The 25812-nt window shown below is 26.7% G+C and carries 26 protein-coding genes and 1 tRNA gene; 17 read left to right on the forward strand and 10 right to left on the reverse strand.

From position 1 onward, the window contains the following. The first annotated feature begins 35 nt into the window (after positions 1-35). Complete coding sequence (locus ABLL_RS00795) at positions 36-611, forward strand: YceI family protein (RefSeq protein WP_014472874.1); 576 nt, start codon at positions 36-38, stop codon at positions 609-611. 45 nt (positions 612-656) lie between these two features. Beyond that, a complete protein-coding gene (locus ABLL_RS00800; RefSeq protein WP_014472875.1) occupies positions 657-962 on the forward strand; it encodes a hypothetical protein in 306 nt (101 codons plus the stop codon). Between the two features lie 25 nt (positions 963-987). On the opposite strand, the gene ABLL_RS00805 is transcribed toward ABLL_RS00800, so the two are convergent. Together ABLL_RS00805 and ABLL_RS00810 are read right to left on the reverse strand one after the other, a co-directional pair. Next, positions 988-2343 (reverse strand): MATE family efflux transporter, encoded by a 1356-nt coding sequence (locus ABLL_RS00805; protein WP_014472876.1) that lies wholly within the window; start codon positions 2341-2343, stop codon positions 988-990. Beyond that, the gene (locus ABLL_RS00810) at positions 2336-2650 is read right to left on the reverse strand and encodes a MerR family transcriptional regulator (RefSeq protein WP_014472877.1); all 315 of its coding nucleotides are present in this window, start codon (positions 2648-2650) and stop codon (positions 2336-2338) included. The genes ABLL_RS00805 and ABLL_RS00810 overlap by 8 nt, the downstream gene beginning before the upstream one ends. Before the next feature lie 172 nt (positions 2651-2822). Here ABLL_RS00810 and ABLL_RS00815 point away from each other — a divergent pair, with 172 nt between their 5' ends. Then, positions 2823-3428, forward strand: a complete 606-nt coding sequence (locus tag ABLL_RS00815) for a cysteine hydrolase (protein WP_014472878.1) — start codon at positions 2823-2825, stop codon at positions 3426-3428. A 30-nt stretch (positions 3429-3458) separates the two neighbouring features. On the opposite strand, the gene ABLL_RS00820 is transcribed toward ABLL_RS00815, so the two are convergent. The 8 genes from ABLL_RS00820 to ABLL_RS00855 form a co-directional block, all read right to left on the reverse strand. Beyond that, positions 3459-4721, reverse strand: a complete 1263-nt coding sequence (locus ABLL_RS00820) for a homoserine dehydrogenase (protein ID WP_014472879.1) — start codon at positions 4719-4721, stop codon at positions 3459-3461. A 9-nt stretch (positions 4722-4730) separates the two neighbouring features. Then, positions 4731-5945 carry an LL-diaminopimelate aminotransferase gene (locus ABLL_RS00825; protein WP_014472880.1) on the reverse strand — a complete coding sequence of 405 codons (1215 nt, stop codon included), beginning with the start codon at positions 5943-5945 and terminating at the stop codon, positions 4731-4733. A 5-nt stretch (positions 5946-5950) separates the two neighbouring features. Continuing rightward, entirely contained in the window at positions 5951-6757 is an 807-nt protein-coding gene (locus ABLL_RS00830; RefSeq protein WP_014472881.1) for a hypothetical protein, read from the reverse strand. 19 nt (positions 6758-6776) lie between these two features. Next, positions 6777-7466: a 23S rRNA (guanosine(2251)-2'-O)-methyltransferase RlmB gene (gene rlmB, locus ABLL_RS00835; RefSeq protein WP_014472882.1), complete on the reverse strand. Its 690-nt coding sequence runs from the start codon at positions 7464-7466 to the stop codon at positions 6777-6779. Further along, complete coding sequence (gene rsmI / locus ABLL_RS00840) at positions 7463-8284, reverse strand: 16S rRNA (cytidine(1402)-2'-O)-methyltransferase (protein WP_014472883.1); 822 nt, start codon at positions 8282-8284, stop codon at positions 7463-7465. The genes rlmB and rsmI overlap by 4 nt, the downstream gene beginning before the upstream one ends. Positions 8285-8293: 9 nt before the next feature. Continuing rightward, a complete protein-coding gene (gene rpmE, locus ABLL_RS00845; protein ID WP_014472884.1) occupies positions 8294-8497 on the reverse strand; it encodes a 50S ribosomal protein L31 in 204 nt (67 codons plus the stop codon). 80 nt (positions 8498-8577) lie between these two features. Next, positions 8578-9453, reverse strand: coding sequence for a tRNA (adenosine(37)-N6)-dimethylallyltransferase MiaA (gene miaA / locus ABLL_RS00850; RefSeq protein WP_014472885.1), 876 nt, complete (start codon positions 9451-9453; stop codon positions 8578-8580). Beyond that, positions 9450-9653 (reverse strand): hypothetical protein, encoded by a 204-nt coding sequence (locus ABLL_RS00855; protein ID WP_014472886.1) that lies wholly within the window; start codon positions 9651-9653, stop codon positions 9450-9452. The genes miaA and ABLL_RS00855 overlap by 4 nt, the downstream gene beginning before the upstream one ends. Before the next feature lie 91 nt (positions 9654-9744). Here ABLL_RS00855 and mqnP point away from each other — a divergent pair, with 91 nt between their 5' ends. The 14 genes from mqnP to ABLL_RS00925 all read left to right on the forward strand — a co-directional run bounded on the left by mqnP (position 9745) and on the right by ABLL_RS00925 (position 25803). Beyond that, on the forward strand, positions 9745-10605 hold the full coding sequence (gene mqnP, locus ABLL_RS00860) for a menaquinone biosynthesis prenyltransferase MqnP (protein ID WP_014472887.1): 861 nt from the start codon (positions 9745-9747) through the stop codon (positions 10603-10605). A 57-nt stretch (positions 10606-10662) separates the two neighbouring features. Then, positions 10663-10739, forward strand: a tRNA-Arg gene (locus tag ABLL_RS00865). Positions 10740-10972: 233 nt separating this feature from the next. Further along, complete coding sequence (locus tag ABLL_RS00870; protein WP_014472888.1) at positions 10973-11560, forward strand: hypothetical protein; 588 nt, start codon at positions 10973-10975, stop codon at positions 11558-11560. Positions 11561-11641: 81 nt separating this feature from the next. Beyond that, the gene (locus ABLL_RS00875) at positions 11642-12340 is read left to right on the forward strand and encodes a hypothetical protein (protein ID WP_014472889.1); all 699 of its coding nucleotides are present in this window, start codon (positions 11642-11644) and stop codon (positions 12338-12340) included. A 99-nt stretch (positions 12341-12439) separates the two neighbouring features. Beyond that, positions 12440-13147 carry a hypothetical protein gene (locus ABLL_RS00880; protein ID WP_014472890.1) on the forward strand — a complete coding sequence of 236 codons (708 nt, stop codon included), beginning with the start codon at positions 12440-12442 and terminating at the stop codon, positions 13145-13147. Further along, positions 13144-13872, forward strand: coding sequence for a hypothetical protein (locus ABLL_RS00885; RefSeq protein ID WP_014472891.1), 729 nt, complete (start codon positions 13144-13146; stop codon positions 13870-13872). The genes ABLL_RS00880 and ABLL_RS00885 overlap by 4 nt, the downstream gene beginning before the upstream one ends. Continuing rightward, positions 13869-14642: a hypothetical protein gene (locus ABLL_RS00890; protein WP_014472892.1), complete on the forward strand. Its 774-nt coding sequence runs from the start codon at positions 13869-13871 to the stop codon at positions 14640-14642. The genes ABLL_RS00885 and ABLL_RS00890 overlap by 4 nt, the downstream gene beginning before the upstream one ends. 69 nt (positions 14643-14711) lie before the next feature. After that, the gene (locus ABLL_RS00895; protein ID WP_014472893.1) at positions 14712-18014 is read left to right on the forward strand and encodes a hypothetical protein; all 3303 of its coding nucleotides are present in this window, start codon (positions 14712-14714) and stop codon (positions 18012-18014) included. 11 nt (positions 18015-18025) lie between these two features. Beyond that, positions 18026-19684, forward strand: coding sequence for a hypothetical protein (locus ABLL_RS00900; RefSeq protein ID WP_014472894.1), 1659 nt, complete (start codon positions 18026-18028; stop codon positions 19682-19684). Positions 19685-19686: 2 nt separating this feature from the next. Beyond that, entirely contained in the window at positions 19687-20703 is a 1017-nt protein-coding gene (locus ABLL_RS00905) for a hypothetical protein (protein WP_014472895.1), read from the forward strand. A 12-nt stretch (positions 20704-20715) separates the two neighbouring features. After that, positions 20716-22407 carry a GspE/PulE family protein gene (locus tag ABLL_RS00910; protein ID WP_014472896.1) on the forward strand — a complete coding sequence of 564 codons (1692 nt, stop codon included), beginning with the start codon at positions 20716-20718 and terminating at the stop codon, positions 22405-22407. Then, complete coding sequence (locus tag ABLL_RS00915) at positions 22395-23144, forward strand: hypothetical protein (RefSeq protein WP_014472897.1); 750 nt, start codon at positions 22395-22397, stop codon at positions 23142-23144. The genes ABLL_RS00910 and ABLL_RS00915 overlap by 13 nt, the downstream gene beginning before the upstream one ends. Then, entirely contained in the window at positions 23141-23632 is a 492-nt protein-coding gene (locus ABLL_RS00920) for a hypothetical protein (protein WP_041654611.1), read from the forward strand. The genes ABLL_RS00915 and ABLL_RS00920 overlap by 4 nt, the downstream gene beginning before the upstream one ends. After that, a complete protein-coding gene (locus ABLL_RS00925; RefSeq protein WP_014472899.1) occupies positions 23629-25803 on the forward strand; it encodes a hypothetical protein in 2175 nt (724 codons plus the stop codon). Before ABLL_RS00920 ends, ABLL_RS00925 begins: the two co-directional genes overlap by 4 nt. Positions 25804-25812 lie beyond the last annotated feature (9 nt).

Consider the following 25812-nt stretch of genomic DNA (forward strand, 5'->3'; position numbering starts at 1 on the left):
ATAGAATTTATAGACAAAAAAATAAGGAGATTAATATGAATTTCGTAACAAAAATGACAAGTGCATTACTTTTAACAATTGGATTAGTAAATGCAAGTGAGTATGATTTAGATAAAGCTCATACAAATGTTGGTTTTACAGTAAAACATATGATGATTACAAATGTAAACGGTAATTTCAAAACATATGATGCAAATATAGATTTTGATGCAAAATCAAAAACATTTAAAGCATTTAAAGCAACTGTTGACACGACATCAATTGATACAGGAATTGAAAAAAGAGATAATCATTTAAGAAGTGAAGATTTCTTTTCATCAGAAAAATTTCCTAAAATGACTTTTGAAATGACATCTTACAAAGCCGATGGTGATGAAGGTGAAATGAAAGGTAATTTAACAATTAGAGGAATTTCAAAACCAGTTACATTTAAAGTTGAAGATTTAGGAACTATTTCAGATAAAGGTAAAAGTAAAGTTGGATTTTCTATCGAAGGAAAAATTAATAGAATGGATTATGATTTAAAATGGAACAAAGCTTTAGAACTAGGTGGAGTTGCAGTAGCAGAAGATGTTAAAATAAAAGTTGATGTTGAAGCTGTTGAAAAGTAATTTAGTTTATAGTATGCTAATAAAATTTTAATAAAAAGGGAAGAAATGAATTTAAAAAGTAAATTCGCTGGAATATTTTTAGGATTATTCCTTGCATCTACATCTGCATTTGCTGCAAATGGTTCTTGTGGCGCTGGAAAATGTGGTGGAGATATGAAAAAAGAGATGGAAATGAAAAAAAGTTCATCTTGTGGAACAGGAAAATGTGGTGCAAATATGAATGAAGCTAAAACACCTTCTTGCGGAGCTGGAAAATGTGGTGGAGCTATGAAAAATGATATGTCAAAAATGGCAGATGAAATGAAAAATACAAAAGCTTCTTGCGGTTCAGGGAAATGCGGATCAAAATAAGTTTTTAACTATAGGTAGTTTTTACCTATAGTATTTTGTTACAAACTCTTTTTAGCAAAGAATTTGTGTAAAAATATGCAAAAATAGCAGCGCTATAAATCATAACTAAAACTCCAAACCAAAGATAAATAAAATCTAATTCAAAAACTTTTACAATTAAATAAGCAATTATCAATTTAGCAACGATTTGTCTATATAAAGCAATATATAAAATCATTTTTGGTTTCTTTATAGCTTGAAGAGTTGATACGCAAATAAATAAAACAACATAAGCATAAAATATCCAAATTTCAACCAACAAATAATGTATTCCAAAATCAATAACTGTAGGATTTGAATCAAATAAAGAGATTAAGAATTTCCCAAAAATTGTAAGGGTTATGATTCCGATAGTTGAAAAAATAAAACCGTATTTTATTGCTATTTTTAGAGTTTCTATCACTCTATCATATTTTTTTGCACCAAAATTATTTGATACAATTGTTAATACAGCTGTACTAAGTCCAAGAGTTGGTAGAAGCATAAGTTGTTCAACTCTAAATGCAATACCATAACCTGCAACAGCCATAAGACCATATTGAGCTACAAAATATGTAAGAATAACAGAACCTATAGACATAATTAGCATATTTAAACTAGCTGGAATCCCTTGAGAGAAAAATAGTTTATAAACTCTTAAATCTGGTAAAAAATATGAAGGCTTTTCAAAGTGAATAACTTTTGTTTGTAAGACTTTATAAAACATATAAAACATATTTATTACTTGAATTAAAACAGTAGCAATTGCAATTCCTGAAAGACCCATCGCTGGAATAAATAAAAAACCAAACATAAATAATGGATTTAAAACTAAATTTGCAAAAAAACCAAATATGAGAGTATTTCTATATGTTTTTGTATCTCCTAAAGCAACCAATATTGAATTTAGTGAGAAATTAAACATAAAAAATATTGTTCCAAATAATATAGGATTTATATAGGTTATTGCATCTTGCAAATACTCATCTTTTGCACCAAGTAATATAAACATATCAGAAGCAAAAATATATCCAAGAATAGTTAGGATTATTCCAATAAAAGGAATAAATAGTAAACCTTTGTGTGCATGAATAGATGCTAATTTATTTCTTCTTTTTCCAAAAGAGTTTCCTAAAATAGCTGTAATTGCTGAACTAAAACCATAACCCAAACCAATGATAAGAAAAAATACCATAAATGATATAGTTAAAGCTGAAACAGCTTGAGTTGAGATAAATCCTGCGTAATATGTATCTACAACATTATATAAAGTATTAAAAAGCATTCCTGTACTTGCTGGAATTGCTAATTGTTTTATTAAAGTTGGAATATCTTTTGAGAGTAATTCTTTATTTTTATTCACTATGATTTTGCTTTTCTTGTAATTTATTAAATGCTAATTGAAGTTTTTCTATTCTTTCTTCAACTTTTTTTACAGATGATTCTAAAGTATAGCCCTCATCAAGTAATTCTTTTATTAAAAGTATTTTTTTTATATTTATATAATCAAATTTTCTTGTACTTCCATCTTTTTGTCCAGAAGATTGAATTATGCCTTTATCTTCCCAATATCTTAATTTTCTCTGAGGGATTCCAGTAACCTCTGATACATCACCAATGGTTACTAAAAGTTTTGAAACTAATTTTGGATCAAATAACTCTTCAAACATATAACTCCTTTATTTGTTAAGCATTGTACATATTTTGTAATTAATCTACAATTAAGGATGATTATTTGATAATTATGGGCAATAATTGTAACTAATCTACAAAATAAGTAGGAATATAACAATAGTAATATTTTTGTTAGTTGAGTTTAATTTATATATAAAGGGAATGAAAATGGAAGAAATGGATGTAAAAGATTCAGCTTTAGTGCTTATTGAGTATCAAAATGAATGGTTAGATGAAAATTCTAAACTTTATAAATTGATGAAAGATAAAAAACAATTTTTAGATTCGATTAACAATTCAAAAAAAGTCTTAGAATATGCAAGAAAAATAGGAATGAAAGTAATTCATGTACCATTTATAGTAAGTAATGATTATAAAGAGTTTGGAAATAATGCAAAATATGGATTAAGAGCAGTTATTCCAAATGTAAAAACTTGGCAAGGGAAAAATAAAGATTTTCATAGTGATTTTATCCCAAAAGAAGATGAATTTATTGTAAGTGGTAGAATTGGAGCAAGTGCATTTTCCAGCTCAAATTTAGATGCAATTCTAAGAAATAATGATATAAAAACTCTATTCTTTATAGGTTATGCAACAAATGTTTGTGTTGAATCATCTTTTAGAGAAGCTCATGATAAAGGATATAATTCAATAGTTATAGATGATGCAACAAGTAGTTTTACACAAGAAGAAAAAGAGTACTTCTTAAAATATATAGTTCACCATTTTGGTGCAACAATATCTACAAAAGAGTTCTTGACTTTGAAAGAATAGAAAAATAAAAAAGAATTAGAAGCTTATTTATTAAGCTTCTATTCTTATCATAGATGGTTTACTTAAAACTACACCAGAATTTTCTAGTTCTTTTATAGCTTTTAATATATCTCTTTCAATACAAGTATGAGTTGTAAGTAGAAGATTTGCATTTTGCGATTTTAAAGGTTTTTGCATCATAGCTTCAATTGAAATAGAATTATCTCCTAAAATTGTTGCAACTTTTGCTAAAGTTCCTGATTTATCAGATACTTCAAGTCTTAGATAATATTTTGTTCTGATATTCTCTTTTGGCATTAAAGAGATTTGTTCTCCTGGTTGGTTTTCAAAACCAAGCATTGGTGAACCTTTTCCTTTTCTGGCAATATCAATAATATTGGCAACAACAGCTGAAGCAGTTGCATCACCACCGGCTCCTGCTCCATAGAACATAGTTTCACCTACTTTATCTCCAACAACAGAGATACCATTCATAACACCATCAACTTTTGCTATCATTTTATCTTCTGATATTAGTACTGGGTGAACTCTTAGTTCTATTTCATTTCCAACTTTTTTTGCAATACCAAGAAGTTTTATAGAATATTCAAACTCTTTTGCAAATTCAATATCTGCATTTGAAATATTTTCGATACCTTCAATTAAAATATCTTCAGGTTTTACATCTATTCCATATGCTATAGATCCAAGAATTAAAAGTTTATGTGCAGCATCAAATCCTCCAACATCAAAAGTTGGATCAGCTTCTGCATAACCTAATTCTTGAGCTTCTTTTAATATTTCATTATAACTAACACCGTCATTAATCATTCTTGTTAACATATAGTTACAAGTTCCATTCATAATACCTTGGATAGATTTAATATGATTTGCACTTAAACCATCTCTTAAAGCATTAATAATTGGAATTCCTCCTGCAACGGCTGCTTCAAATTCAAATGGAATATCACCAGCTAACTCTTGTAATTCATATCTATGATATGCCAATAAAGCTTTATTAGCAGTAACTACAGCTTTACCTTTTAATAAAGCTTTTTTTACGATTTCATAAGGTTTTTCTATTCCACCCATTAATTCAACAACAATGTCAATTGAATCATCTTCTAATATTTCATCTACATTAGTTGTTAACTTTATACTAACATCTCTTTTTTTTCCTAAGTTTGAAACTACTCCAATGGTTGGTACAATTTCTTTACCAGCACGCGCGGTGATAATATTTTTATTATCTATTAATATATTTGCAACGCTAGTTCCAACTGTACCAACTCCAATAATTCCAACTTTTAACATCTATAATTCCTATTTTTCTAATGATTTTAAATATTTCTTTATATTTTTTGCAGCTTGTCTAATTCTTTTTTCATTTTCAATTAAAGCAATTCTTACATATTGGTCACCATAGTGTCCAAATCCAATTCCTGGACTTACTGCAACTTGAGCCTCAGTTAATAATTGTTTTGAGAACTCCATACTTCCTAAATGAGCAGCACATTCTGGAATTTTTGCCCAGATAAACATTGAAGCATCTGGTTTGTTCATTTTCCACCCAGCATCAGCAAATGTTTCAATCATTAAGTCTCTTCTTTTTCTATATTTCTCAACGTGTTCAGCAACACAATCTTGTGGACCATCAAGTGCAACAGTTGCTGCAATTTGAATTGGCGTAAACATTCCATAATCAAGCCAAGATTTAATTCTTTTTAATGCACCAATTAGTTTTTCATTTCCAACGATACAACCAACTCTCCATCCAGCCATATTATACGATTTACTAAAAGTGAAACACTCAACAGCAACATCTAAAGCGCCTTCTGCTTGGAAAATTGAAGGAGTTTTATATCCATCAAAAGTAATATCTGCATATGCAATATCAGAGATAATATAAAATCTTTCTCTTTTTGCCATTGCTACTAATTTTGTATAAAATTCAGGTGTTACTGTAGCACAAGTTGGATTATGTGGGAAATTTACAACTACAAATTTTACTTTTGGAATTGACTCATCAATTGTTTTTTGTAATCTTTCAAAAAATAAATCTTCATCAACTTTAAAAGCATCATCAAATGCTAATTCAAATTTATGCACAGCTGCACCATTTAACATAAATGCATAAGAGTGAATAGGATAAGTTGGATCTGGAACAACAGCCACATCACCAACATTTACAATTGCTTGTACAAGATGAACATATCCTTCTTTCGAACCCATTGTTGCACAAATATGTTTGTTAGGGTCTAAGAAATCAACATCAAATTTTCTTTTGTACCAGTTTGAAATAGCTAATCTTAATTTGAAAATACCAGCACTTACACTATAACCATGGTTTTTAGGTTTTGCAGAAGCTTCTATTAGTTTATCTGTAATATGTTGTGGTGCAGGACCATCAGGATTTCCCATAGAAAAATCTATTACATCTTCACCAGCACGTCTAGCTTCCATTTTAATATTATTAACTTCAGCAAACACATAGTTTGGTAATCTTTTCATTCTTTCAAATTCAATTTCTGGAAACATTTTAATTACTCCTTAGTAATATTTAGCCCACGTTTTAAATTAGTAAGGCTATAAAAATCATCAATTTTGATATATTTTGTGTTATTAGGCACATCAAGTTTTAAACTTTTATGCAAACTATCTTTTTCAACAACTTCAATAATATTAAAGTCATTATCGTAGAAGATTACACTTGGATACCAATTATTACCAACATTTGAATCAATTGTAATGCTTGAAGCATTTTGCACTTGAATTATATACGGTTTAAGTGGTTTTTTTAATGACAATTGGTTTGTATTCGTTAAATCTTCTGCTTTATAAATTGTAGAGTTACTTGAATCAATTGAATAACTCCATTTATAATTTCCCTCTCTTCTAATATCTACAATTTGGCAATTTATGCTCTGTAATTCTTGAGATAATCTGAGAGGGCTTATGGCGGCTGCAGTTTTTAGTTTAATTGTCCATTTAAGTTGATTATTTATTACAACTTCACCTTGTGTAATAAAGTTTTGATAGCCTATTACTTTTAAAATATCATTAATATTTTTCATTGATTTTTTTGGATTAGAATTAAAATTAAATGTAACTTCAATATCTTGAGTTGAGCCTAAATTTAATTTTAATATTCCATTATTTGATAACTCTTGTGTTACCCGAGTATAATCAACTTGACCATTTTTATAAAAATTACTTGTATTTCTAAATATATGATTTATTAAATTTCTATGAGTATTATAATCAGCATTACCAATCATATTTAGTACAGTTTCATTTAAACCAGCATATGAAGCTACATATAAAGTAATAATTAAAATTAATTTTTTCATCAAGGTATTCTTCTTTTTTTTATCTTTTTAGATTATAAATTAAAATCCCAGCAGCAACAGAAACGTTTAAAGAATCAAATTCATGTTCCATAGCAATAGAAACTTTTAAGTCTAGTTTTTTAGCAACTTTTGGAGAAATTCCTTCCCCTTCACTTCCTAAAAAAAGCGCAACTTTATCAGTTTTTTCTATTTTTCCATATTTTTTTAAATCTACTCCATCCATTGTTGCACCAATTAATGTAAAGCCACAATCGATTAACTCACTAGCTAAATCAGCTGATCTTGGATGAACTAAAAATGGTAAATCAAGTAAAGCCCCAGAACTAGTTCGTAAAACTCCTGAATCATTTACAGTTTTTATGTTTGAAGCAATTAACCCTTCAATTCCTAAAGAGTATGCAGTTCTTGCAATTGCTCCAATGTTTCCAACATCTGTAACACCATCTAATACTAAAATAAAATTCATTTTTTTGAATTCTTTAATATCTGTATAACCAACTGGTGTAAGTTTTAAAAAGAAACCTTGATGGTTTCCACCTTTTGCTAATGCTTGAGCTTTTTGATTATCCAATTTATGAATTTTTTTATCAAGTTTTGCAAACCTTGTAAAAAGTTTTTTATCAATTTCTTTTGAAAGAAAAACTTCTTCTATTAGATGCGGGTGATTGTCAAGTACATAAAGTACGATTTGTTTTCCATATATTATCATGACGGCATATTATCCAAAATTTGTTGATAAACCTCTTTGATTGATTGCCCAGTTATTTTAGCAATAAGTTTTGCTTTAACTTTTGGAGCTAAATCTAAAGGTAGTATGTCATTTAGTTCAAGATTTAAACCAATTTTTTCTTTTGGTTCAATTACTACAACCCATTCACCTTTTATATTTATATTTTTAAACTCTTTAAAAATATTTGAAGCTGAATCTTTATAAGTGGTTTGGTGAAGTTTTGTTATCTCTTTTGCTAAAAATATTGTTCTATTTGGTTCTTTTTCATTTAATTCTTCAAGAAGTTTTAAAAGCCTATGAGGTGATTCGTAAAGGATTGATAATTTATCATCATTTAAAATTTCATCAAGTTTTGAAGCACGACTAGCTCCTTTATGGTCTAAAAATCCATAAAAAGAAAAAGTTGTATGTGTAAATCCACTCATTGCATAGGCAGTTAAAATTGCATTTGCACCAGGAAGTACATCATAAGGAATTTGATTTTTTATACAAAAATCTACAAGTGTAGCACCAGGGTCACTAACACAAGGCATTCCAGCATCACTTACGTAAACAACATTTTTAGTAAAAGTTTCTTTATCTAAAGTTTTTAAAATTTGATTTTCATTATGAGAGTGAAAAGATTTATATTCTTTATTTGAAAAGTCTAGGTTATATTTTTCACCTAAAAGACTTAGCAGTTTTTTTGTTACTCTTGTATCTTCACAAAAAATTAGTTCAGACTCCTCAAGGACTTTTAAAGACCTGTTTGAGATATCTTCCAAATTTCCTATTGGAGTCGGAACTAAGCACAACATAGTATTGTACTATTTAGCCATGTTATATTTAGCTTTGAATTTCTCAACTCTACCAGCAGCATCAACAAGTTTTTGCTCACCAGTGAAGAATGGGTGACAAGATGAACAAATATCGATTCTTAAAGACTCAACATTTGATTTTGTTTCAAAAGTGTTACCACAAGCACAAGAAATTGTACAAACTTTGTAATCTGGATGAATATCTTTTTTCATTCCATATTCCTTAATTTAATTAATGTAAGATAAAAGGTCAAGTCTTTGCAAGCCCTTTACCAAACTCTTTAGAAGCGGGATTATAACGAAAAATACTTAATAATATCTGAATTTAAGTTTTCTATTATATTTGAAGTCTTATCTAAGAATTGAGATTTATTAAAAGTATTTTGTCTTTTTGCAAGTTTTGCTGTATTTGATGAAATTTTTTCTTCAAGTTCTATTTTTGATAATTTACCATCCAAATATTCTAATGTTTCAATTATGCCAATAGATGACATACAATTAGGTGCTCTTGTATATTTTTTTTCTAAATAAATAATTTCATCAATTAGTCCTGATTTCATCATAATATTTGTTCGTAAAGTTATTCTTTTTTTTAACTCTTCTTTATCCCATAATATTTCAAATATTTTTAAATCTTTAGCAAGTGGAACTTTAGGATTTTTTTCAAAATATTTGGTTGGTGTAAATCCTGTTTCTTTATAAATAGCATAAGCTTTTTCAATCCTATATCTATCATTTTTTTCAATTTTCTGCATATATTCTTTATCTATTGAATATAAAAGTTCATATGCTTCATATTGAGATATATCAAGTTTAATTTTTGTTTCTACACCTAAAGATAAACCATCTATCAAAGCTTTTAGATAAAAACCTGTTCCTCCAACGATGATTAAATTTTTATCATTTTCTAAAGCATAATTTTTTGCAGTTTTATAAAGTTCCATAAATTTTATAACATCAAAATCAACGTTTGGATAAACTTCATCAATCCCAAAATGAACAATATTTCCTCTTTCTTCAAGTGTTGGTTTTGCTGAAACAATGTCTATTTCTTTATAAACACAAAGTGAATCTAATGATAGAATTATAGAGTTTGTTTTTGAAGCAATTTCTAAAGATAAGGCAGTTTTTCCTGAGGCTGTTGAGCCTATAATTGCAATTTCTTTCATTGTATAGTTTTTGATTGACTACAATCTTCTAATTTTTTATTAAGTTCATTTATCTCTTTTTCTTTTTGAATAAGTGTTCTTAATAATTCTGAAACATCTTTATTACTTGAATCAGAAACATCATTTTCAGCTTTTGTAGCACAAGCAGTAAAATTAAATAAAAACAATAAACTTAAAATTAATAACAAATATTTTTTCATAAAACTCTTTTGTGTGTAAAATATAGTAGATTATAACTAGAAAAAGTTTAATTTTTATTTTTTTAATCATATCTTCGATAAAATCCCAAACATGAATAAACTAATAAAAAAACTTAATGATTTCAATGAACTTGTAATGTTCAAACACTCAATTTTTTCATTGCCTTTTATCTTTATTGCAATGGTTGTATCAGCAAATGGTTGGTTTGGTTTTAAACTTTTAGTTTTAGGTATTTTAGCAGCCTTAACAGCAAGAAATTTTGCAATGGGATTTAATAGATTTTTAGATAGAGATATAGATGCTTTAAATCCAAGAACTATAAATAGACCAAATGTAGATGGAAGAATTAGCCCTACTTCTATGTTTATATTTGTTTCTTTAAATGCCTTAGGATTCGTAGTTGTTGCTTATTTTGTAAATGATTTAGCTTTATATTTATCAGTACCAATTTTAATCATAATTGGTTCATACTCATACTTTAAAAGATTTTCATATTTTGCTCATATTATTTTAGGAATATCTTTAGGTCTTGCTCCAATTGCTGGTGTTGTTGCAGTTAGTGAAACTATCCCTCTTTGGTCAATTGTTTTAAGTATTGGAGTTATGTTTTGGGTTGCTGGATTTGATTTACTCTATTCCTTACAAGATATAGAAGTTGATAAAAAACTAAAACTTCATTCTATTCCCTCTAAATTTGGTGTTGAAAAAACAATGCTAATTTCTAAAGTTTTTCATATTTTAACAGTTGTTTTTTGGCTTTTATTTGTAATTTTTTCTGATAGCTCTTATTTTGCTTATCTTGCAGTAATTTTAAGTGCAATTATGCTTAGTTATGAACACTATTTAGTAAATAAAGATTTTAGAAAGATTGATAAAGCATTTTTTACTGTAAATGGTTACTTAGGAATAATATTTTTTATACTTATAGTAATGGATAATATTTTCTTTTAAGTAAGATTACAAAAATTTAAGTATTGCTATGATAATATTCCAGTCCAATTTAGCATTGCGTCTATAGTTCAACTGGATAGAATGACCGGTTTCGACCCGGTAGGTTGAGGGTTCGAATCCTTCTAGGCGTACCACTTATTATTAAAGCCTGATATAAAAATTTGAGAATAGAAGTTTTTATATCAGGCTTTTTTTGTCTTAAATTACTAAATTTAGTTATTTATTAACTAATCTAATTATTTTATTATTTAATTTTTATTAATAACCAAAATATAGGTAAAATAGGCATATATTTAAGTTTATCTTTAGTATATCTTGTGTTAGAATATCTTTCAAGTTAGAAAATCTCTAATTCAAGGATAATTTTTTGCCATATTTTGTCTCTTCTATAATTGCAATTGTTTCTGCAATGATTATTTTATTTACAAGATATGAAGCTGATGATAGTGCGATTACAGGTGAACTTGAAAAAATGAAATCAATGTTTATTACAATTGATGGATTTGTAAATACATATATCCAATCAGGTGGGGATTTATCTAGTATAAATTTTGAAGAACTGTATAACAACGGTATTTTACTTGGAAATATAGAAAAAGGTACAGGTAAAGAAGTTGAGGGTACAAGCTTTGCTTCAACTTTGACTTTTCCTAAAAGTGGAGTTAAATGGCAGTTAATTCCGGTTCGAGATATTAATTCTAATGATGATAATGCTGATTTTGGTGATTCAGCAGGTAGTGCATATAAACTTTTGGTTGATATGCATAATAATTCTACTTTAATGAGTAAAGCAATATTTTCAGAGAGTTTTTCAGGTAGAGAATTTTGTGAAAAGATGCTTTTAGGGACTTTACAAAGAAATGCAAAAACTTATGTTTCAACTGAAAATAAAGAGACTTTTTCTTTAGATGGAACAGATAGTGATGGGTATTTTGCTTGTATAGTTTTTAAGTGATTTTTGGTGCAACTAAAATAATAGTTGTTGTATAATAGGGCGGTTGGTAGGTAAACTTAAATTTAAAAAAAAGGGGAAAAAATGCCACAGTTGATAGCGATGATTATCGTAGTAGTTGGAGCAATGATTTATATGTTTCAAACATTTGGGGGAACTGGAGATAAAATCGAAGGTATTGCACAAAAAACGAGTGTTATTACAGAGATTAATAATATTAAGAATGGTTTAAAATTAGCTGCAAGAAGTGGAAGTATTGCAACGGCTGATAATGCTACTAATGATGAATATAATAAACTTGCAGGTATAGCTAAGTTAAAATACTTTGCTGAGCAAATTAATGAACAAATATCTAAAGATAAAGATGGTGTTTTAAGAACAACAACTGATTTTAATACTTATGCTGCTATTTCTTTTGGTGGAAATAGTGATAATGCAACTTCTGCAACTGCTGATATGATAATTCGTTTGGTAGCAAACACAAAAGGACAAATTCCTGGAATATTTGTAGATTTATCAAGAGGTGGATTAAAAGATGGAGCAGGTTTCCTTGAATCTCAAATTGCTAATGATTTAAAATCTGTAGCGACGATAGATAGAAAAGCAAATGTAGCGACTGCTACTGATACACCAGCTGCAGGTGCATTAAGAACAACAGGTACAGATGTTGAAAAAAGAATTCCTGTTGAAACAACAGGTGCAGATACATTGTTAAATGATGGTATGTTTACAATTTATTTCCAAGATTTTGGTTCAAATGAAGTTGTAATTGATAATAATTAATACATTTAGGCATTTGCCTAAATGTTATTAAGACAAAAAATAAGTACTAAGTTTTAGCATTTATTTTTTGTTTTTATTCTTAAAAAAGGTTTTTTTCTAATGTTGGGAAATATATGGCTATCATCGGCACTTATTGTTACAGCTATATTTTCTATAAGTGCTATGTACAAATCTTATAGTGATATTCAAGAAGCCAAACAAATCCAAGAACATTATGAAATAATCTCTGAAATCAAAACTCTAATAGCCAAGCAATATAATAAAAATCCACAAGATATAACAAGAGATGAAATAATCGCAAATTTACCAAAAGGTGAAAATTGGGAAAAGGTTTTACTTTTGGATAGAGATAAATCTAGTAATTTATCAAATAAAGAACTGATAAATAGTCTTGGGAAAATAGAAATAAGTGAAAATGAGAAGTTAAAACTTTTAGCATTAAAAGCAAAATTAAAAGATATTATAGATGTAAATTCTATTGAGGTAACTAATAACAAATATACCTTTGAAGTAGGGCAACAAAATAAAAATAGTGTTATAAAAGATATTGATATTGAAAATAGTATTACTAATGCAATTGATGCATTAGCAAAAGATATTTTATATTCAACTACAACAAATAAAGAAACCGTAGTAAATGATGTTGTTAATAAATTTATTCCTAATGATGATAAATTCTATTTTTTAGAAGATTTAAAAGAAGATGAGAAAAAAAATTATTTTAAATCAAAAATAAAAGAGAGACTTTATAAAAACGAAAATTCACAAGAAACAAGACTTTATAAAGAATTGAAAGATATGTTATGAAAAAGATTGTAATTATATTTTTTATTTTTGTTAATATCTCTTTTTCATTGGATTTAGATAATTTTGAAGAGAGACAAAAAGCCTTACAAGATGTAAAAACAATTATTTTATATGAAGAATCAATTGCAAAAGCTTATGAAGAGTATATTTTGACAAATTATGCAATTGCTGATTTAACTCAAATTAAAAGTTTGATTGGTGATATTACAACAACAATTTCAGGTATTACTACTACACTTAATTTAGATGGAACTTTGATGAAAGTTTCTTATGGTTTAAATAATGATTTAAAAGCAGATAGTTCAATAAAAGCACTATATGAAAGTAATACTTATAGAAAAAGAACTTATGTTAGAAATGATGAAGTGAATTTTATTCTTGAAGATGAATTTGCAAAACATTTATATGATTTGATAAAACAAAATGGCGGAGCAATTCAAGATTGTCCAACGACAGTATTTACAACAGCTGTAAATTGTAAAGAGAATAATCATATTTTTATTCAACTAACAAAAAAACTTGATGGATTGGAAGTAGTTCCAGATACTTATTTGATAGCTTATCATATTGATAAATTTAAAACAGGTCCAATAATTATTACAAATGATACTTCAAAACATATTACACAAAGTGCTTTTGATTCTATTCCAAAAGGTGCTTTGCTTTATGACACAGATGGAGTTAAATATGTAAAAACAATTGATGGAATAGAGGTTCTAAAATGATAAGAAAGATTTTTATTATAGTTTTATTAGCTCTTTCATCTTTTGGAGTTGACAACTTAACAGCTCAAAAACAAAATGCATTATATATTCAAAATATGATTGAAATCGAAGAAAATATAGCTAAAAATTTTGAAAAATATATTTTGACAGAGTTTAAATTACCAACAATGAATGATTTGATAAGTGATGAATATTTAGGAACAAATTTTTCAGTATCAAATAAAATGGGTGAAAATATAGATTTTAAATCTAGTAGTGATTTACAATTAAAATATGCAATTACAAAAGATGAGTATAGAAAAAAAAGAGATGAAAATATAGGTGTAGAAAATTATATCGTTCAGCTTTACAATAGAGATTTATATAGAGATTATACTTGTGTTTATTATGAAAAAGATAATTCTGAAAATTCATATGTTGAATTTAAGTTAAAAACACCAGAGGCTCAAACGATTTTTGATTTATTGAAAAATGGAAATATTATTGAAAAAACTTGTTCAGATTCTTTGAAAAATAGATATAGATATTGTGATAAAGAAAATAAAAATACTATAAGATGGTATAACAGCGCTTCAAACTGGATTGAATATGATAAAAAAGATTTTAATAGTGGAAATATAACAATAAGTAGTGAAAGTATTATAAATTCAGAAACTATAAAATTGAATGATTTAAAAGTTGGTAGTTATATATTTATAAAAGATAAAACAAAAAATGTAAAATTGGTAAATGACTCTTCTGGAAATTTACAAATTTTAAAGGTGGATTAAATCAAAGCTCTAATATTTATACTAATTTTCTTTAATTATATTTTTGCAGCAAATGAGAATATATCATTGATGAATGATGTTAAATCACTTATTCAAAAAGAAGAGTACCTTTCTCTTGCAATAAATAAATATATTCTTCAAACAGGAACAATCCCAAAAGATGTTAATGACTCTTTAGATTGGGAAAAGTTGATGGTAGAAGATTATTTAGGAGTAAATTTTAATAAAAAGAATCCTATAACTAAAAAAAATCTAGTTGTGACTTTTGATATAGATAATAATGCTTATATAAAAGGTGCGATAGAAAATATAAATGAATATAAAGATCAATATAAATATGTATATAATTTTTATGTAAATAAAGTTTTTAGGGTAAATACAATTTCACCCAAAAGTATTTTGCCTGCAGATTTAGAAAAAGGTACTCAAGTCTTATATAATAATATTCAAAAAGAGATAGCTTCAGTTATAACAAAAAATACAAATTCAATAGTTTTACCTTCACAAAATTGTAATACAGGAAAATATTTTTATGAATTAAAAAATGAAAAGTTAACATATAAATATTGTAAAGCAATTGGTAATTCTATTGAAATATATCAAAAAACACCAGTCTATTTAGACAATTTAGATGATTTATCTTATATAAAAGTAGGAATAGGTGAAAAAGCTTATGTAAAAGATGGAAATTCTTGGTATGAGTATTATTATGAAGGTAACTCTAGCTGGATACCATCAGGAACAGGAAGAACAACTTCACAAGTAAATGATGATATAACTATGCAAGAAAGGATATTGTCTTATATCCCTGATTCAAAAGACTTGATTATAAGAAGTAATGGTGGTTGTATGCTTGCTAATGGAGATATATTTTGTTGGGGGAACAATAAATACAAAAAATCAGGTATAGAAACTTATGGGCAAATAGATTACAAATTAACTCCTAATTATGTAAATACTCCTGTGATGTTAAAAGTTGACATTGAAAATATTAAAGTTGAAGATGAAACTTTAAATTTAATATCTAAAAGATGGTATAACAATCCATATAGAGTAAAATTTGAAAAAATGGCGATGAATGATAAAAATGTTTGTGGTATTTCTCCTATATTTGATTATTATGAATCAGGGATTAGATATAAAATAGGTGGAGATTTATATTGTAATGGATACCTACATTCTGATTATTTTTATGTTGAGAATATAGGACAAACTCAAACTTCTATTTTAAGAAAAAATAAAATAATATCAAATGGAAAAGATGATGGTATTTATAGTTCATCAGTAATTTATCTAAAAGATATTGTAATGACAGATGGAACTTTTATTTTACTATCTGATACAGGAAAAATTTATAGTTTTGGATCAAATCTAAAAGGATCATTAGGAATAAATAATACTGATGAAAATTTTTCAACACATATTCCCCAAATACTTGAAAGTGAAGTAACTTTTAAAAAGATTTATGCATTAAGAGATATAAAAGGTTTTGGAGCTTTAGATGAAAATAATAATTTTTGGATTTGGGGAGAAAGACCTAATGGAAAAGTATACTATAAGCCTACTATATTATCTAATTCAAAAAAATTCAACGAAGATGGGATATTTGTAAATAGTAAAGAGTTTATACTAAAAGGGGTTGATAATAAATTTTATAGAACTTATGATGATATAAGTATTAAAGATTTGGGAATAGATGGTGGAACATTGAGTGCTTCTGTTTATGATTATGGAACAAAACAGTTACTAGTTTATGTGGATAAAAATATGCAATTACAAGGTTCAAATGAATTATTAACTTGTATGGATAAAGATTTTAATAGTTGTTCAACAGCAGATAAAACTATATTTTCAACAGCATTAACTGAATTAAATAGTTTAACAAATACTATAAATAATAGCTTATATGCAAACTTTTCAAATGTTTCAATTTTTGAGGGTAAAATTAATAAAACAGTTGTTGATTATGGAACAGATTATACAGAAGATTTTGAAAATAGTTCAACAACAGGTTGGAATGTAAACTATATACATGATGGAGAGAGTGTTACAGGGAAGTTTTTAGGAAGATTAGGAAATGGTAGAATTGATACTACAAGTGGTAGTCAAACAGTATATAAAACTTTTAGTTTAGGAAGTTCTTGGGCAAATAAAAATATAAAAATAGCATTTGATATGTATGAAATAGGTTATTGGGATGGAAACAATGGAAATGGATTGGAAGATGCTTTTTATGTTTATATAAATAATGTTTTAGTTAGTAAAGATACTTATACAAGAGATGATTCAAAAGATACAAAAGTAGGAACAGATTTAGGAATTCTACCAAATTCAGGCAACAATTATATTCAAAAACATCAATATTCATACAGTATTACTCTTGATTCAACAGGAAGTTTTAAATTAGGTTTTGGAGCAGCCTTGGGTGGATGGCATAATGTAGCAGGTAAAAATGCAGATTATACAGTAGAATCTTTTGGTATAAATAATATAGATATCTCAAAACAGATTGATAATGTAACTTTTTCAAGTAATGTATATTTAGAAACTTTTGAAGATGAAAATCATGACTATTGGGTTGTTCCCCCAGGTCCAGTACCTTATACGGCTTCAACAAGTGAATTTTATAAATATCCTATTTATGTAGATAGTGGAACAGCAACTAAATTTTTAGGAAGATTTAATAAAAAATCTTCAAGTGGAACAATTTATCATGGTAATAGTGATGGAAGTGAAGAAGTTTATAAAGTATTTAGCTTTGGAGCAGAAAATGCAAATAAACAAGTTACTATAAGTTATGATTTTTATAGAATTGGAACTTGGAGACATGATATATGGTATACAATAGATAAATTTTATACTTTTATAAATGGAAATAGAACGGAAACATATTCAACACCAATTTTAGATTATTATAGCTTTCGAAAATTTACATTTACTAGAACAGAGTATTTAGATGCATATGGAAATATAAGACTTGGGTTTGGGGCTTATATAAAAGATAATGATATTACTCAAACATCTTGGGGAATTGATAATGTAAAATTCACTTTAACAGGAAATACAAATACCTCAGGTGGAAGTTCAAGTACTTCTACAAAAGAGGTAAGTGTACCAACTATTTGTACAATGACAGGAATAGGTAGTTCTTCTCAAATGTATTGCTGGGGTAATGTAGGGCGTAGTATCCCTATTTTAAGTACATCTTTATATGATGTTGATAAAATATCTACTATTAATAAATTATTTGTTACGCAAGAAAGTGATGTTCATACACAAATGGCTTTTGATAATTTTAATAATAGTGGAAATCTGTTTTTAAAATATCCAACTTACATCGGGGGCTTTGATTATGCATTTTATTTTAAATAAGGAAACATATTTTGAAAAATTATAAAAATTTATTATTTTTAGGCACACTCTTTTTTCTACTTGGTGGTTGTAGTTCAAAAAGTTATCATGATGAAATGATAGATAAAACTAAACAATCTTTTGATAAGAAAGATTATAATGAACTAAAAGAGTCATATTCAGCTTCTTTGGTAGATGAAAAAAATAAATCAAAAGAGTTTATTTCCATTTTAGAAGATAAATCTTTAGGTGATATACTAAAAGAGATGGAAGTGATAGATGGTAATTTTTATTATTTAAAAAGTAGTGATGTATTAATTCCAAAAAGTAGAATAAAAATTCATAATATAACAGAGTTAAATCAGTATTTAAATGCAGTTTTAGATAAAGAACTTTTCATCAAAAAGAATGGTTCAATTTATTTAGTAAAACTATTAAGTACAAGTGAAACAAAAAAACAATCAATAGAACACATTCCATTTAAACTTGATGGTCAAATCTCAGTAGAAGAGCTAATTAAACTAATAACTGCTGAATCAGGTTATGAAGTGACTATCGGAAATTATATAGATAATAGAGATGATTTTCAAAATAGTATAGTAAGTATTAGTTCAAAAAACTTGAAAGATGCTTTAAACTCTTTAGGACATGCAAAAGATGTATTTGTTGATATAGATTATGATAAAGAAGTTATAAATATAACTAGATATAAAGATTTTGTAATAGAGTTAAATATCCCTCTTTTAGATATAAAATCATCAAGTCAAACTTCAAATCAAGAAACAACAGGTGAGAGTAAAGTAGAAAATAATGCACAAATTGTTTTATATGATGAACTAGACAAAATGTTAAAAAATATAATTTCAAATGATAAAATATCAACTTATCATATAGATAAAGCAAGTGGTTTGGTATTTTTAAAATCAACTAAATCAATAGAAAATACAGTAAGAGCAGTAGCAAAAGCTTATGAATCAACATTTTCAAAAGAAGCTGTTATAGAGTTTGAAAGAATAGAGTTACTATTAAATAAAAATAGAGAATATGGAATAGGAAGCATAACTGATGATAGACAAACAAATGCAGGAGCAGGAGTTGTTAGAGAAATAGGAACAGATGGAGCAATTAATTTTACAAGTGATAATCTAACAAGACTTTTAAAAATCACTGCAAAGGCAAATAATGAAATAGGAAAAATATTAAATTACAGTAAAAATATGTTGGTATTAAAAAATAATATCCCAACAGTACAATCAATTACAGATAATACAGATTATGTTGAAAAAATAGAAACAACAATCGATTCTGACACAAATACAAGAACTTCTGATGTTACAGTTAATACTTTAAAAGAAGGTACTTCAATAACTGCAATGGCAAAGATATCAAGAGATAAGATATTTTTAAATATTACTCCTACAATAAAAAAACTTATTGAATTTGGAGAAGTTAGTGTTGATGGAACAATGATAAAATTACCACAATACAATGACCAAAGTTATAATATTTCAAGAGAGATAAGATTAGGTGAAACATCAATTGTTGGATCAATTATTGTTCATGATGACACAAAAAATTATCAAGGAATTTTGCCAGTTGAAGGTTTTGCAATAGGTGGAAGTGATTCAAAATCTTATGTAAGACGTGAAATAGTTTATGTAGTTACTCTTAAAAATATAAAAGGCTTTTAATAATGAGTATGTTTGCTGATCCCTATGAACAATTTTTACTTGATTATCTTGTAACAAAACTTGAAAATGGTTCTAATACAAGAAGAGCATTATTGTTGTATAGTGAACAAATTACAAGAGAAACAAACTTCAAAAAAAGATTAATGGCTGCTATAAAAGATATGGAATTAGGAAAACATAAACTAGAAGCAATTTTGCATAAACATAAGTTTTTAAATAGTTTCCAATTTAGTTTAGTTGTTAATAGTACAAATACAATTGATGGATTAAAACTGGTATTATCTTTTAAAAAGGCAAATTCAAATTTGATAATGAAGATGATTAACCCAATTTTTGTTCCTTTATCTATCATTATTGGAACTTTTTATGGTTTGATTTTATATCTTGATATTCTGCAAAAAGATTTACTTCAATTAAGAAAATTAAATCCTGATGTTGAGCAATTTTTAGGAATACCAAAATATTTTACATATGATGTTGCTTATATAGGATTAGGTATTTCCATATTTGTTACTGCATTTATATTTTTTGGATATTTATACACTGAAAAATATAAGCCAGCTTGGTTATATAAAGTATTTAAAACACAAGCATTTTCAGATGGAAGATTTATGTTTAGAATTTTAAATGGAATGCTTAGTGCTGGTATTTCTTTTCATAAAACTTCATTGATTTTATCAAAAGATTATTTCAAAGATGGATTTAGACCATTTTTCAAAGATTTAGCTGAAATGATAAATAAAAATAAAAAATTGTTTATTATGTTTGAAAGATATAATTTTCCTGCAATTATCACAGCAGATATAAAACTATCAGAACTTAGTAAAACAAGTTTTTCAGAAGTGACAAAAGCTTTATATCAAACTTGCGACACAATGTATGAAAAAAATATCAATTATATGGTTTTGCAATGGAAATTTCTATTTTGGATGATTGCAATGTTAGTTACAGTAATAATAGGTTCTGATGTTATAAATTTAGTAATTAGTACCTTTACATTTAAAACTTTATATCAATAAAAGACAGAAGATATGATAAAAAAAATAGTAACTACTTTAAAAAATGTACCAAACTTTAGTTTTATGAAAAAAGATAAAAAGAAAAAAGCTAATAAAAAAGATTTTCTAAACGAGATAAATTTTAAAAGTTTTTTTGAAAAACAAAAAAAATCAATTTATGATTTTATAGGTAAAAGTGACGACCCAGATACTCACTTATCAAATGTAATTGAAGATATGATAAAAGATAAATTTCACCTAAAAGGTGGATATGGAGATTTAATTGCAAATGAAGAAAAATATGAACAATTTGTAAGAACTTTGGGTTATGAGTATTATGCAACTTATAATGAGTTATCAAAATATTATCAAGATACTTCTTTTCAATTAGATGAAAAAAAACTTGAATTTTGTACAACAATGTATATTATTACATTGGAAGATAAAAAGAATAAAAATAAAGTTTTAGGTATTAGAGATGTTGTAAATCTTGATTTTGAAATTTTAAGTAAGTTTTATTTTACAAAAATCGTAGTTTTAGGTGAGGGCGTTTTATCTTCAGTATTTGGAGAAGATAGAGAGATTATTTTTAGTTCAAATAGTGATACTGAAAATGACGAAGAGATAAATAAATATTTTGACAAAATGATGGGGCAAGCTATTTTACTTGGAGCTTCTGATATTCACATACAAAAAACAAGTAGATATGCATCTTTATGGTTTAGAATAGATGGTATAAAAGTTGATATGGGAACAATGCCAATTACTATTGCAAAAACAGTAAAAAGAAGATTGGTAACCATGGCAGATCAAGAAGATTCTGATTATGAATCAATTAATGGTGTTATAAATTATGAATATGGTAAAAAAAATATCAAATTTAGACTTGGGCTTATAAACTCAAAATTAAATTTTTCTTTAGTTATGAGGATGATTGGTGGGCGTGGAGTTGTTTCTCATAATCTAAGAGGATTAAATTATCCACAAGAAACAGTTGATATTTTATCAAACTTAACAAAATATGCAAATGGAATGATATTAATCACAGGACAAGTTGGTTCAGGAAAAACTCACTTGATGTATGCACTTTTACAACAACTAGCAAAACAACAACAATATGTTATAACTATTGAAGATCCAGTTGAATATGTGGATGAATCATTTTTCCAAATTGATTTATCTGAGTTTGCAAGTGCAAGTGAAGAGTTCAAATATGGTTATCCAGAAGCCGTAGTTGATATTTTAAGACAAGATTCAAATATTATACTTATTGGAGAAACAAGAGAACCTCAAACAGCATCTCAACTTGTTAATGCTTCTAACTTAGGTCAGTTGGTATTCTCAACTATGCATACTAACTCTGCTCCTGCAACAGTTTCAAGGATGACAAGTTCTCTTGGAATTAATGAAGGGGATATTATAGATAACTTAAGAGGAATAGTGTCTCAAAGATTAGTTAGAAAACTTTGTAGTTATTGTAAAGAACCAGATGGTGAAGGTGGTTATAAAAAAGTTGGTTGTGATGAGTGTAATAATACTGGATTTAAAGATAGGGTACCAATTGCTGAGGTTATTAGATTTAAACTTGGACATGGTGGAGATTTTGATAATCCAGCAGAATATATGACAGTAGAAAAAGCTGCAATGGCTCAATATAATGAGGGACTAATAACAAAAGAGGATGCAGTAGCTATCATCAGAGGAGAAGAAGTATGGTACGATTAGTAATTACTGATTTTGCAACAAAAGAAGATAGTGAATTTTTTTATATAAATGATGAATTTGATATTTCTCAAAATATGTTCACATATCAATCTTTTAAGAAATATAGTGTTTATTTATCTAAATATACTAATGATGAAATATACTCTTTAAATCTATTATCAAGAAAATATTTAGGGAAAAATCAATTTTTAATCCATATTGCTGATGGAGAATATGTAATTTTATTTAATCATAAAACAGTTTATTCTGCAAAAATAAACCAAAATTTTATTACAGATGATATGATTAAATCGATTTTGATTACAAAACATATTGCAATGCTTTCAAGTGGTGGAGCAATAGAAAATATCTATTATGTAATTAATTCAAAATATAAATGTGCAATAGAAAATATTTTGAAACAAAATACAAAAAATGAAAAACAAGAAGTTGTTGCAAAATCATTGGGAGAGATGGAAGAGCTAGTAAAACCTTTAAAAGAGTTAGATACTACAAAATCACATATAACAAAATTGGTTTATATGTCTTTATTGTTAGGTGCTAGCTTTTGGATAATATTTTTTGGATTAAAAACAATAACAGATAAAGTATTTTATATTGAGCCTTTAGAAAATCTAAATCGAGAGTTGAGAATAGAAACACAGTTAGCCAAAAGGCAACAAATATTATTGAATGATAATCAAAAGAAATATAAAGATTTAACTGATTGTATAAGTAAAAATGAGGTAGTTAAATGATTAGTCTTAGTAATAAACTTATATTAAATATTAGTAAAATAGTTATATCAACATTAGTTATATACTCAGCTTTATACATAACTTTTAGAGCAATGAATTATTATAAAAGCTATTATGAAAAAGAAAAACTAACAAACGAACTTCAAGTTAAAAGAGAAGAAACAAACTCTTTGAAAACAAAAGTAAATGAAGCAAAAAAAAGAATTCAAAATTTAGAAAAGAGTTATATAACAAAAGAGGAATTAGAACCAAAAGTAAAAGAAATATTTAAGAGAATGTCTTTAGTTGATTATCAATTAAATTATATAGACGCCAAAAAAATGTGTATTGATAGATATATAATAGTAGCAAGAATACATACTGAAAGTGAAAATGGATTAAAAGCAGCGGAGGGAATTTTATCATATTTAGGAGAGATTAAAAAAAGTGATAAAGATGACTCTTTATATTTTGTAAATTATATTTCAAAAGCGAAGGAAATAAAATGAGATTTAATTTAAAATTATTTTTCCTTTTATTCCTTTTTATAAGTGTATTAAATGCAGATAATAATGTAGATACTTTGACTTTAACAAAAATTAAAAAACTTGTGCAAAAAGAAGAAGAAATTGCAATTGCCTATAAAAAATATATTTTAGAAAAAGGTGAAAATCCAACTAATATATCTAGTTTATTAATAGATAATTATTTACCAAAGGGATTTAGTACAATAAATCCATTTGGTAAAATAATTAGTTTAATAGAAGATAATAAAATAGAAAGTTCATTGCCAGAGGATATGAATTTAAAATCAAATTTATATGATTATTACTATTCAAATAAGTATAGAACCTATACAAAAGCTCCATTAAAAATAAAAAAAGATAATGAAGATAATAATGATGAAGTTGAAATCTTATTATCATCAAAAGAGAAATTTATTTATTCAAATAAATCAAAAATTACTACAACTAAAGAAGATGCAAAAGATAAATATTTTTTGGATTCAAAAGGTGTTTTACATTGGTATGATGCTTCAGGAAAATATAAATTTTCATTTGATAATGAATTACTTCTTGATGAAAGTGTGACTTTATTAAATGATGATGGAACAGTTAATACAGAGTATAAAAATTTGGTAAGTGATGTCTCTTTTGCTGGAATGACAGTATTACATAAAAATGCAACTTCAAATACAGCAGATGAATATATTATGATAGGTTCATCAAATGCAGTAAAAGTTAAACAGATAACAAGAGATATAGGAAAAACAATAATTCAATTTACAAGACGTGCAGGTGGAATGATAATAAATGGAGATATCTATACGTGGGGAAATAATGCAAATAAAATTACAGGTATAGATATAGAAAAATTTACACAAGGTAATGGATTAGCAGGTTCCTATAAAAATTTCCCTGTAATTACAGGACTTGTAAGAGCAAAAGTAAAGACATATAATACAAGTTTAGATAATCAGAATTATTTTTCTTCACCACTAAGACCTAAATTTATAGATTTTTTTAGCACAGTTTATCATGGAACTTGTGGTATTTCTACAAAAGGTGAATTGTATTGTGGTGGAGTGACTGCAGATAGCACAACTTCAATGTACACACAACTAGACACAAATAATCAAAGTAATCCCAAAGAGATGTTTTATAGAAGTAAATATTTTGATGGAACAGCTGATAAAAAAGCAACAAAAATATTTGCAAATAATCAAATTTGGTTGATTTTAGCTAATACTGATGTTGATGCAAATGGAAATTATCAAAATGGAAGAATTTATCGATGGGGTTATGATTTTGCAGGTTTTGCAGGTGATGGAGGAAAATCATATAATAATAAAAATAATCCTACAGAAATAAGTGTAACAGAAAATAATACAAAAGTATTATTTAAAGATATAACTTATTTATTGACAATTGGATATAGAAAAATGGCTGCATTATCTAATAATGGAAATGTATATCTTTGGGGATTAGATAATTATTATAATTACAGTTGTAAGCAAAAAATAAATAATACGACAGTAAATCTATGTAGTCCTTTAAAAGTTGATTCAGATATTGTATTTGCTTCTATTCAAGGAGGCTTAAATGCTTTTGTTGCAAAAGGTGAAGATGAAAAGTATTATAAAATAAGTCAAGCATGGGGAAAAGAGGTAAAAGTTGAATCAGTTGAAGAACTAATAAAAACAAATTATGATAGTCAATACGATAAAGATAATGATAGTGAACTTATATCAGTTGATTTTACTTCTAACGGAATAGTATGGATAAATAGTAAGAATAAATTAAAGGGAGACTATTATACAAGTGAAAATGAATCAAATCCTATATTTAAGGATTCAATATCAAAAATTCAATGGAAAAAAATAAAAGTAATTGAAGATGATAATGGAATGTGTGGAATAGATATATATAATCAAATGTATTGTTGGGGAATACAATCTTTTTATCGTTCTGGCTATGCAGATGGTAATACTTTTATGATACCTGTATTTAATACAAATTTGTATGATTTAGATAGAGATTTTTTAGTAGCAGAAGGTGGAGATAATTATCTTACAAACATGACATCAGATGAATGGACAACAAATGATTCAAGAAAACCATTTTTTATAAAATATCCTACATATATAGGTGGATTTAATTATGAGTTTATATTTAAATAAAAATTTAAA

The sequence above is a fragment of the Arcobacter sp. L genome (genome assembly GCF_000284235.1).
Taxonomy (GTDB): domain Bacteria; phylum Campylobacterota; class Campylobacteria; order Campylobacterales; family Arcobacteraceae; genus Aliarcobacter; species Aliarcobacter defluvii.

Coding starts and splice junctions, on each gene's coding strand:
- ABLL_RS00795 (WP_014472874.1), top strand. CDS start 36: ATGAATTTCGTAACAAAAATGACAAGTGCATTACTTTTAACAATTGGA.
- ABLL_RS00800 (WP_014472875.1), top strand. CDS start 657: ATGAATTTAAAAAGTAAATTCGCTGGAATATTTTTAGGATTATTCCTT.
- ABLL_RS00810 (WP_014472877.1), bottom strand. CDS start 2,650: ATGTTTGAAGAGTTATTTGATCCAAAATTAGTTTCAAAACTTTTAGTA.
- ABLL_RS00815 (WP_014472878.1), top strand. CDS start 2,823: ATGGAAGAAATGGATGTAAAAGATTCAGCTTTAGTGCTTATTGAGTAT.
- ABLL_RS00820 (WP_014472879.1), bottom strand. CDS start 4,721: ATGTTAAAAGTTGGAATTATTGGAGTTGGTACAGTTGGAACTAGCGTT.
- ABLL_RS00825 (WP_014472880.1), bottom strand. CDS start 5,945: ATGTTTCCAGAAATTGAATTTGAAAGAATGAAAAGATTACCAAACTAT.
- ABLL_RS00830 (WP_014472881.1), bottom strand. CDS start 6,757: ATGAAAAAATTAATTTTAATTATTACTTTATATGTAGCTTCATATGCT.
- rlmB (WP_014472882.1), bottom strand. CDS start 7,466: ATGATAATATATGGAAAACAAATCGTACTTTATGTACTTGACAATCAC.
- rsmI (WP_014472883.1), bottom strand. CDS start 8,284: ATGTTGTGCTTAGTTCCGACTCCAATAGGAAATTTGGAAGATATCTCA.
- rpmE (WP_014472884.1), bottom strand. CDS start 8,497: ATGAAAAAAGATATTCATCCAGATTACAAAGTTTGTACAATTTCTTGT.
- miaA (WP_014472885.1), bottom strand. CDS start 9,453: ATGAAAGAAATTGCAATTATAGGCTCAACAGCCTCAGGAAAAACTGCC.
- ABLL_RS00855 (WP_014472886.1), bottom strand. CDS start 9,653: ATGAAAAAATATTTGTTATTAATTTTAAGTTTATTGTTTTTATTTAAT.
- mqnP (WP_014472887.1), top strand. CDS start 9,745: ATGAATAAACTAATAAAAAAACTTAATGATTTCAATGAACTTGTAATG.
- ABLL_RS00875 (WP_014472889.1), top strand. CDS start 11,642: ATGCCACAGTTGATAGCGATGATTATCGTAGTAGTTGGAGCAATGATT.
- ABLL_RS00880 (WP_014472890.1), top strand. CDS start 12,440: ATGTTGGGAAATATATGGCTATCATCGGCACTTATTGTTACAGCTATA.
- ABLL_RS00885 (WP_014472891.1), top strand. CDS start 13,144: ATGAAAAAGATTGTAATTATATTTTTTATTTTTGTTAATATCTCTTTT.
- ABLL_RS00890 (WP_014472892.1), top strand. CDS start 13,869: ATGATAAGAAAGATTTTTATTATAGTTTTATTAGCTCTTTCATCTTTT.
- ABLL_RS00895 (WP_014472893.1), top strand. CDS start 14,712: ATGAATGATGTTAAATCACTTATTCAAAAAGAAGAGTACCTTTCTCTT.
- ABLL_RS00905 (WP_014472895.1), top strand. CDS start 19,687: ATGAGTATGTTTGCTGATCCCTATGAACAATTTTTACTTGATTATCTT.
- ABLL_RS00910 (WP_014472896.1), top strand. CDS start 20,716: ATGATAAAAAAAATAGTAACTACTTTAAAAAATGTACCAAACTTTAGT.
- ABLL_RS00915 (WP_014472897.1), top strand. CDS start 22,395: ATGGTACGATTAGTAATTACTGATTTTGCAACAAAAGAAGATAGTGAA.
- ABLL_RS00920 (WP_041654611.1), top strand. CDS start 23,141: ATGATTAGTCTTAGTAATAAACTTATATTAAATATTAGTAAAATAGTT.
- ABLL_RS00925 (WP_014472899.1), top strand. CDS start 23,629: ATGAGATTTAATTTAAAATTATTTTTCCTTTTATTCCTTTTTATAAGT.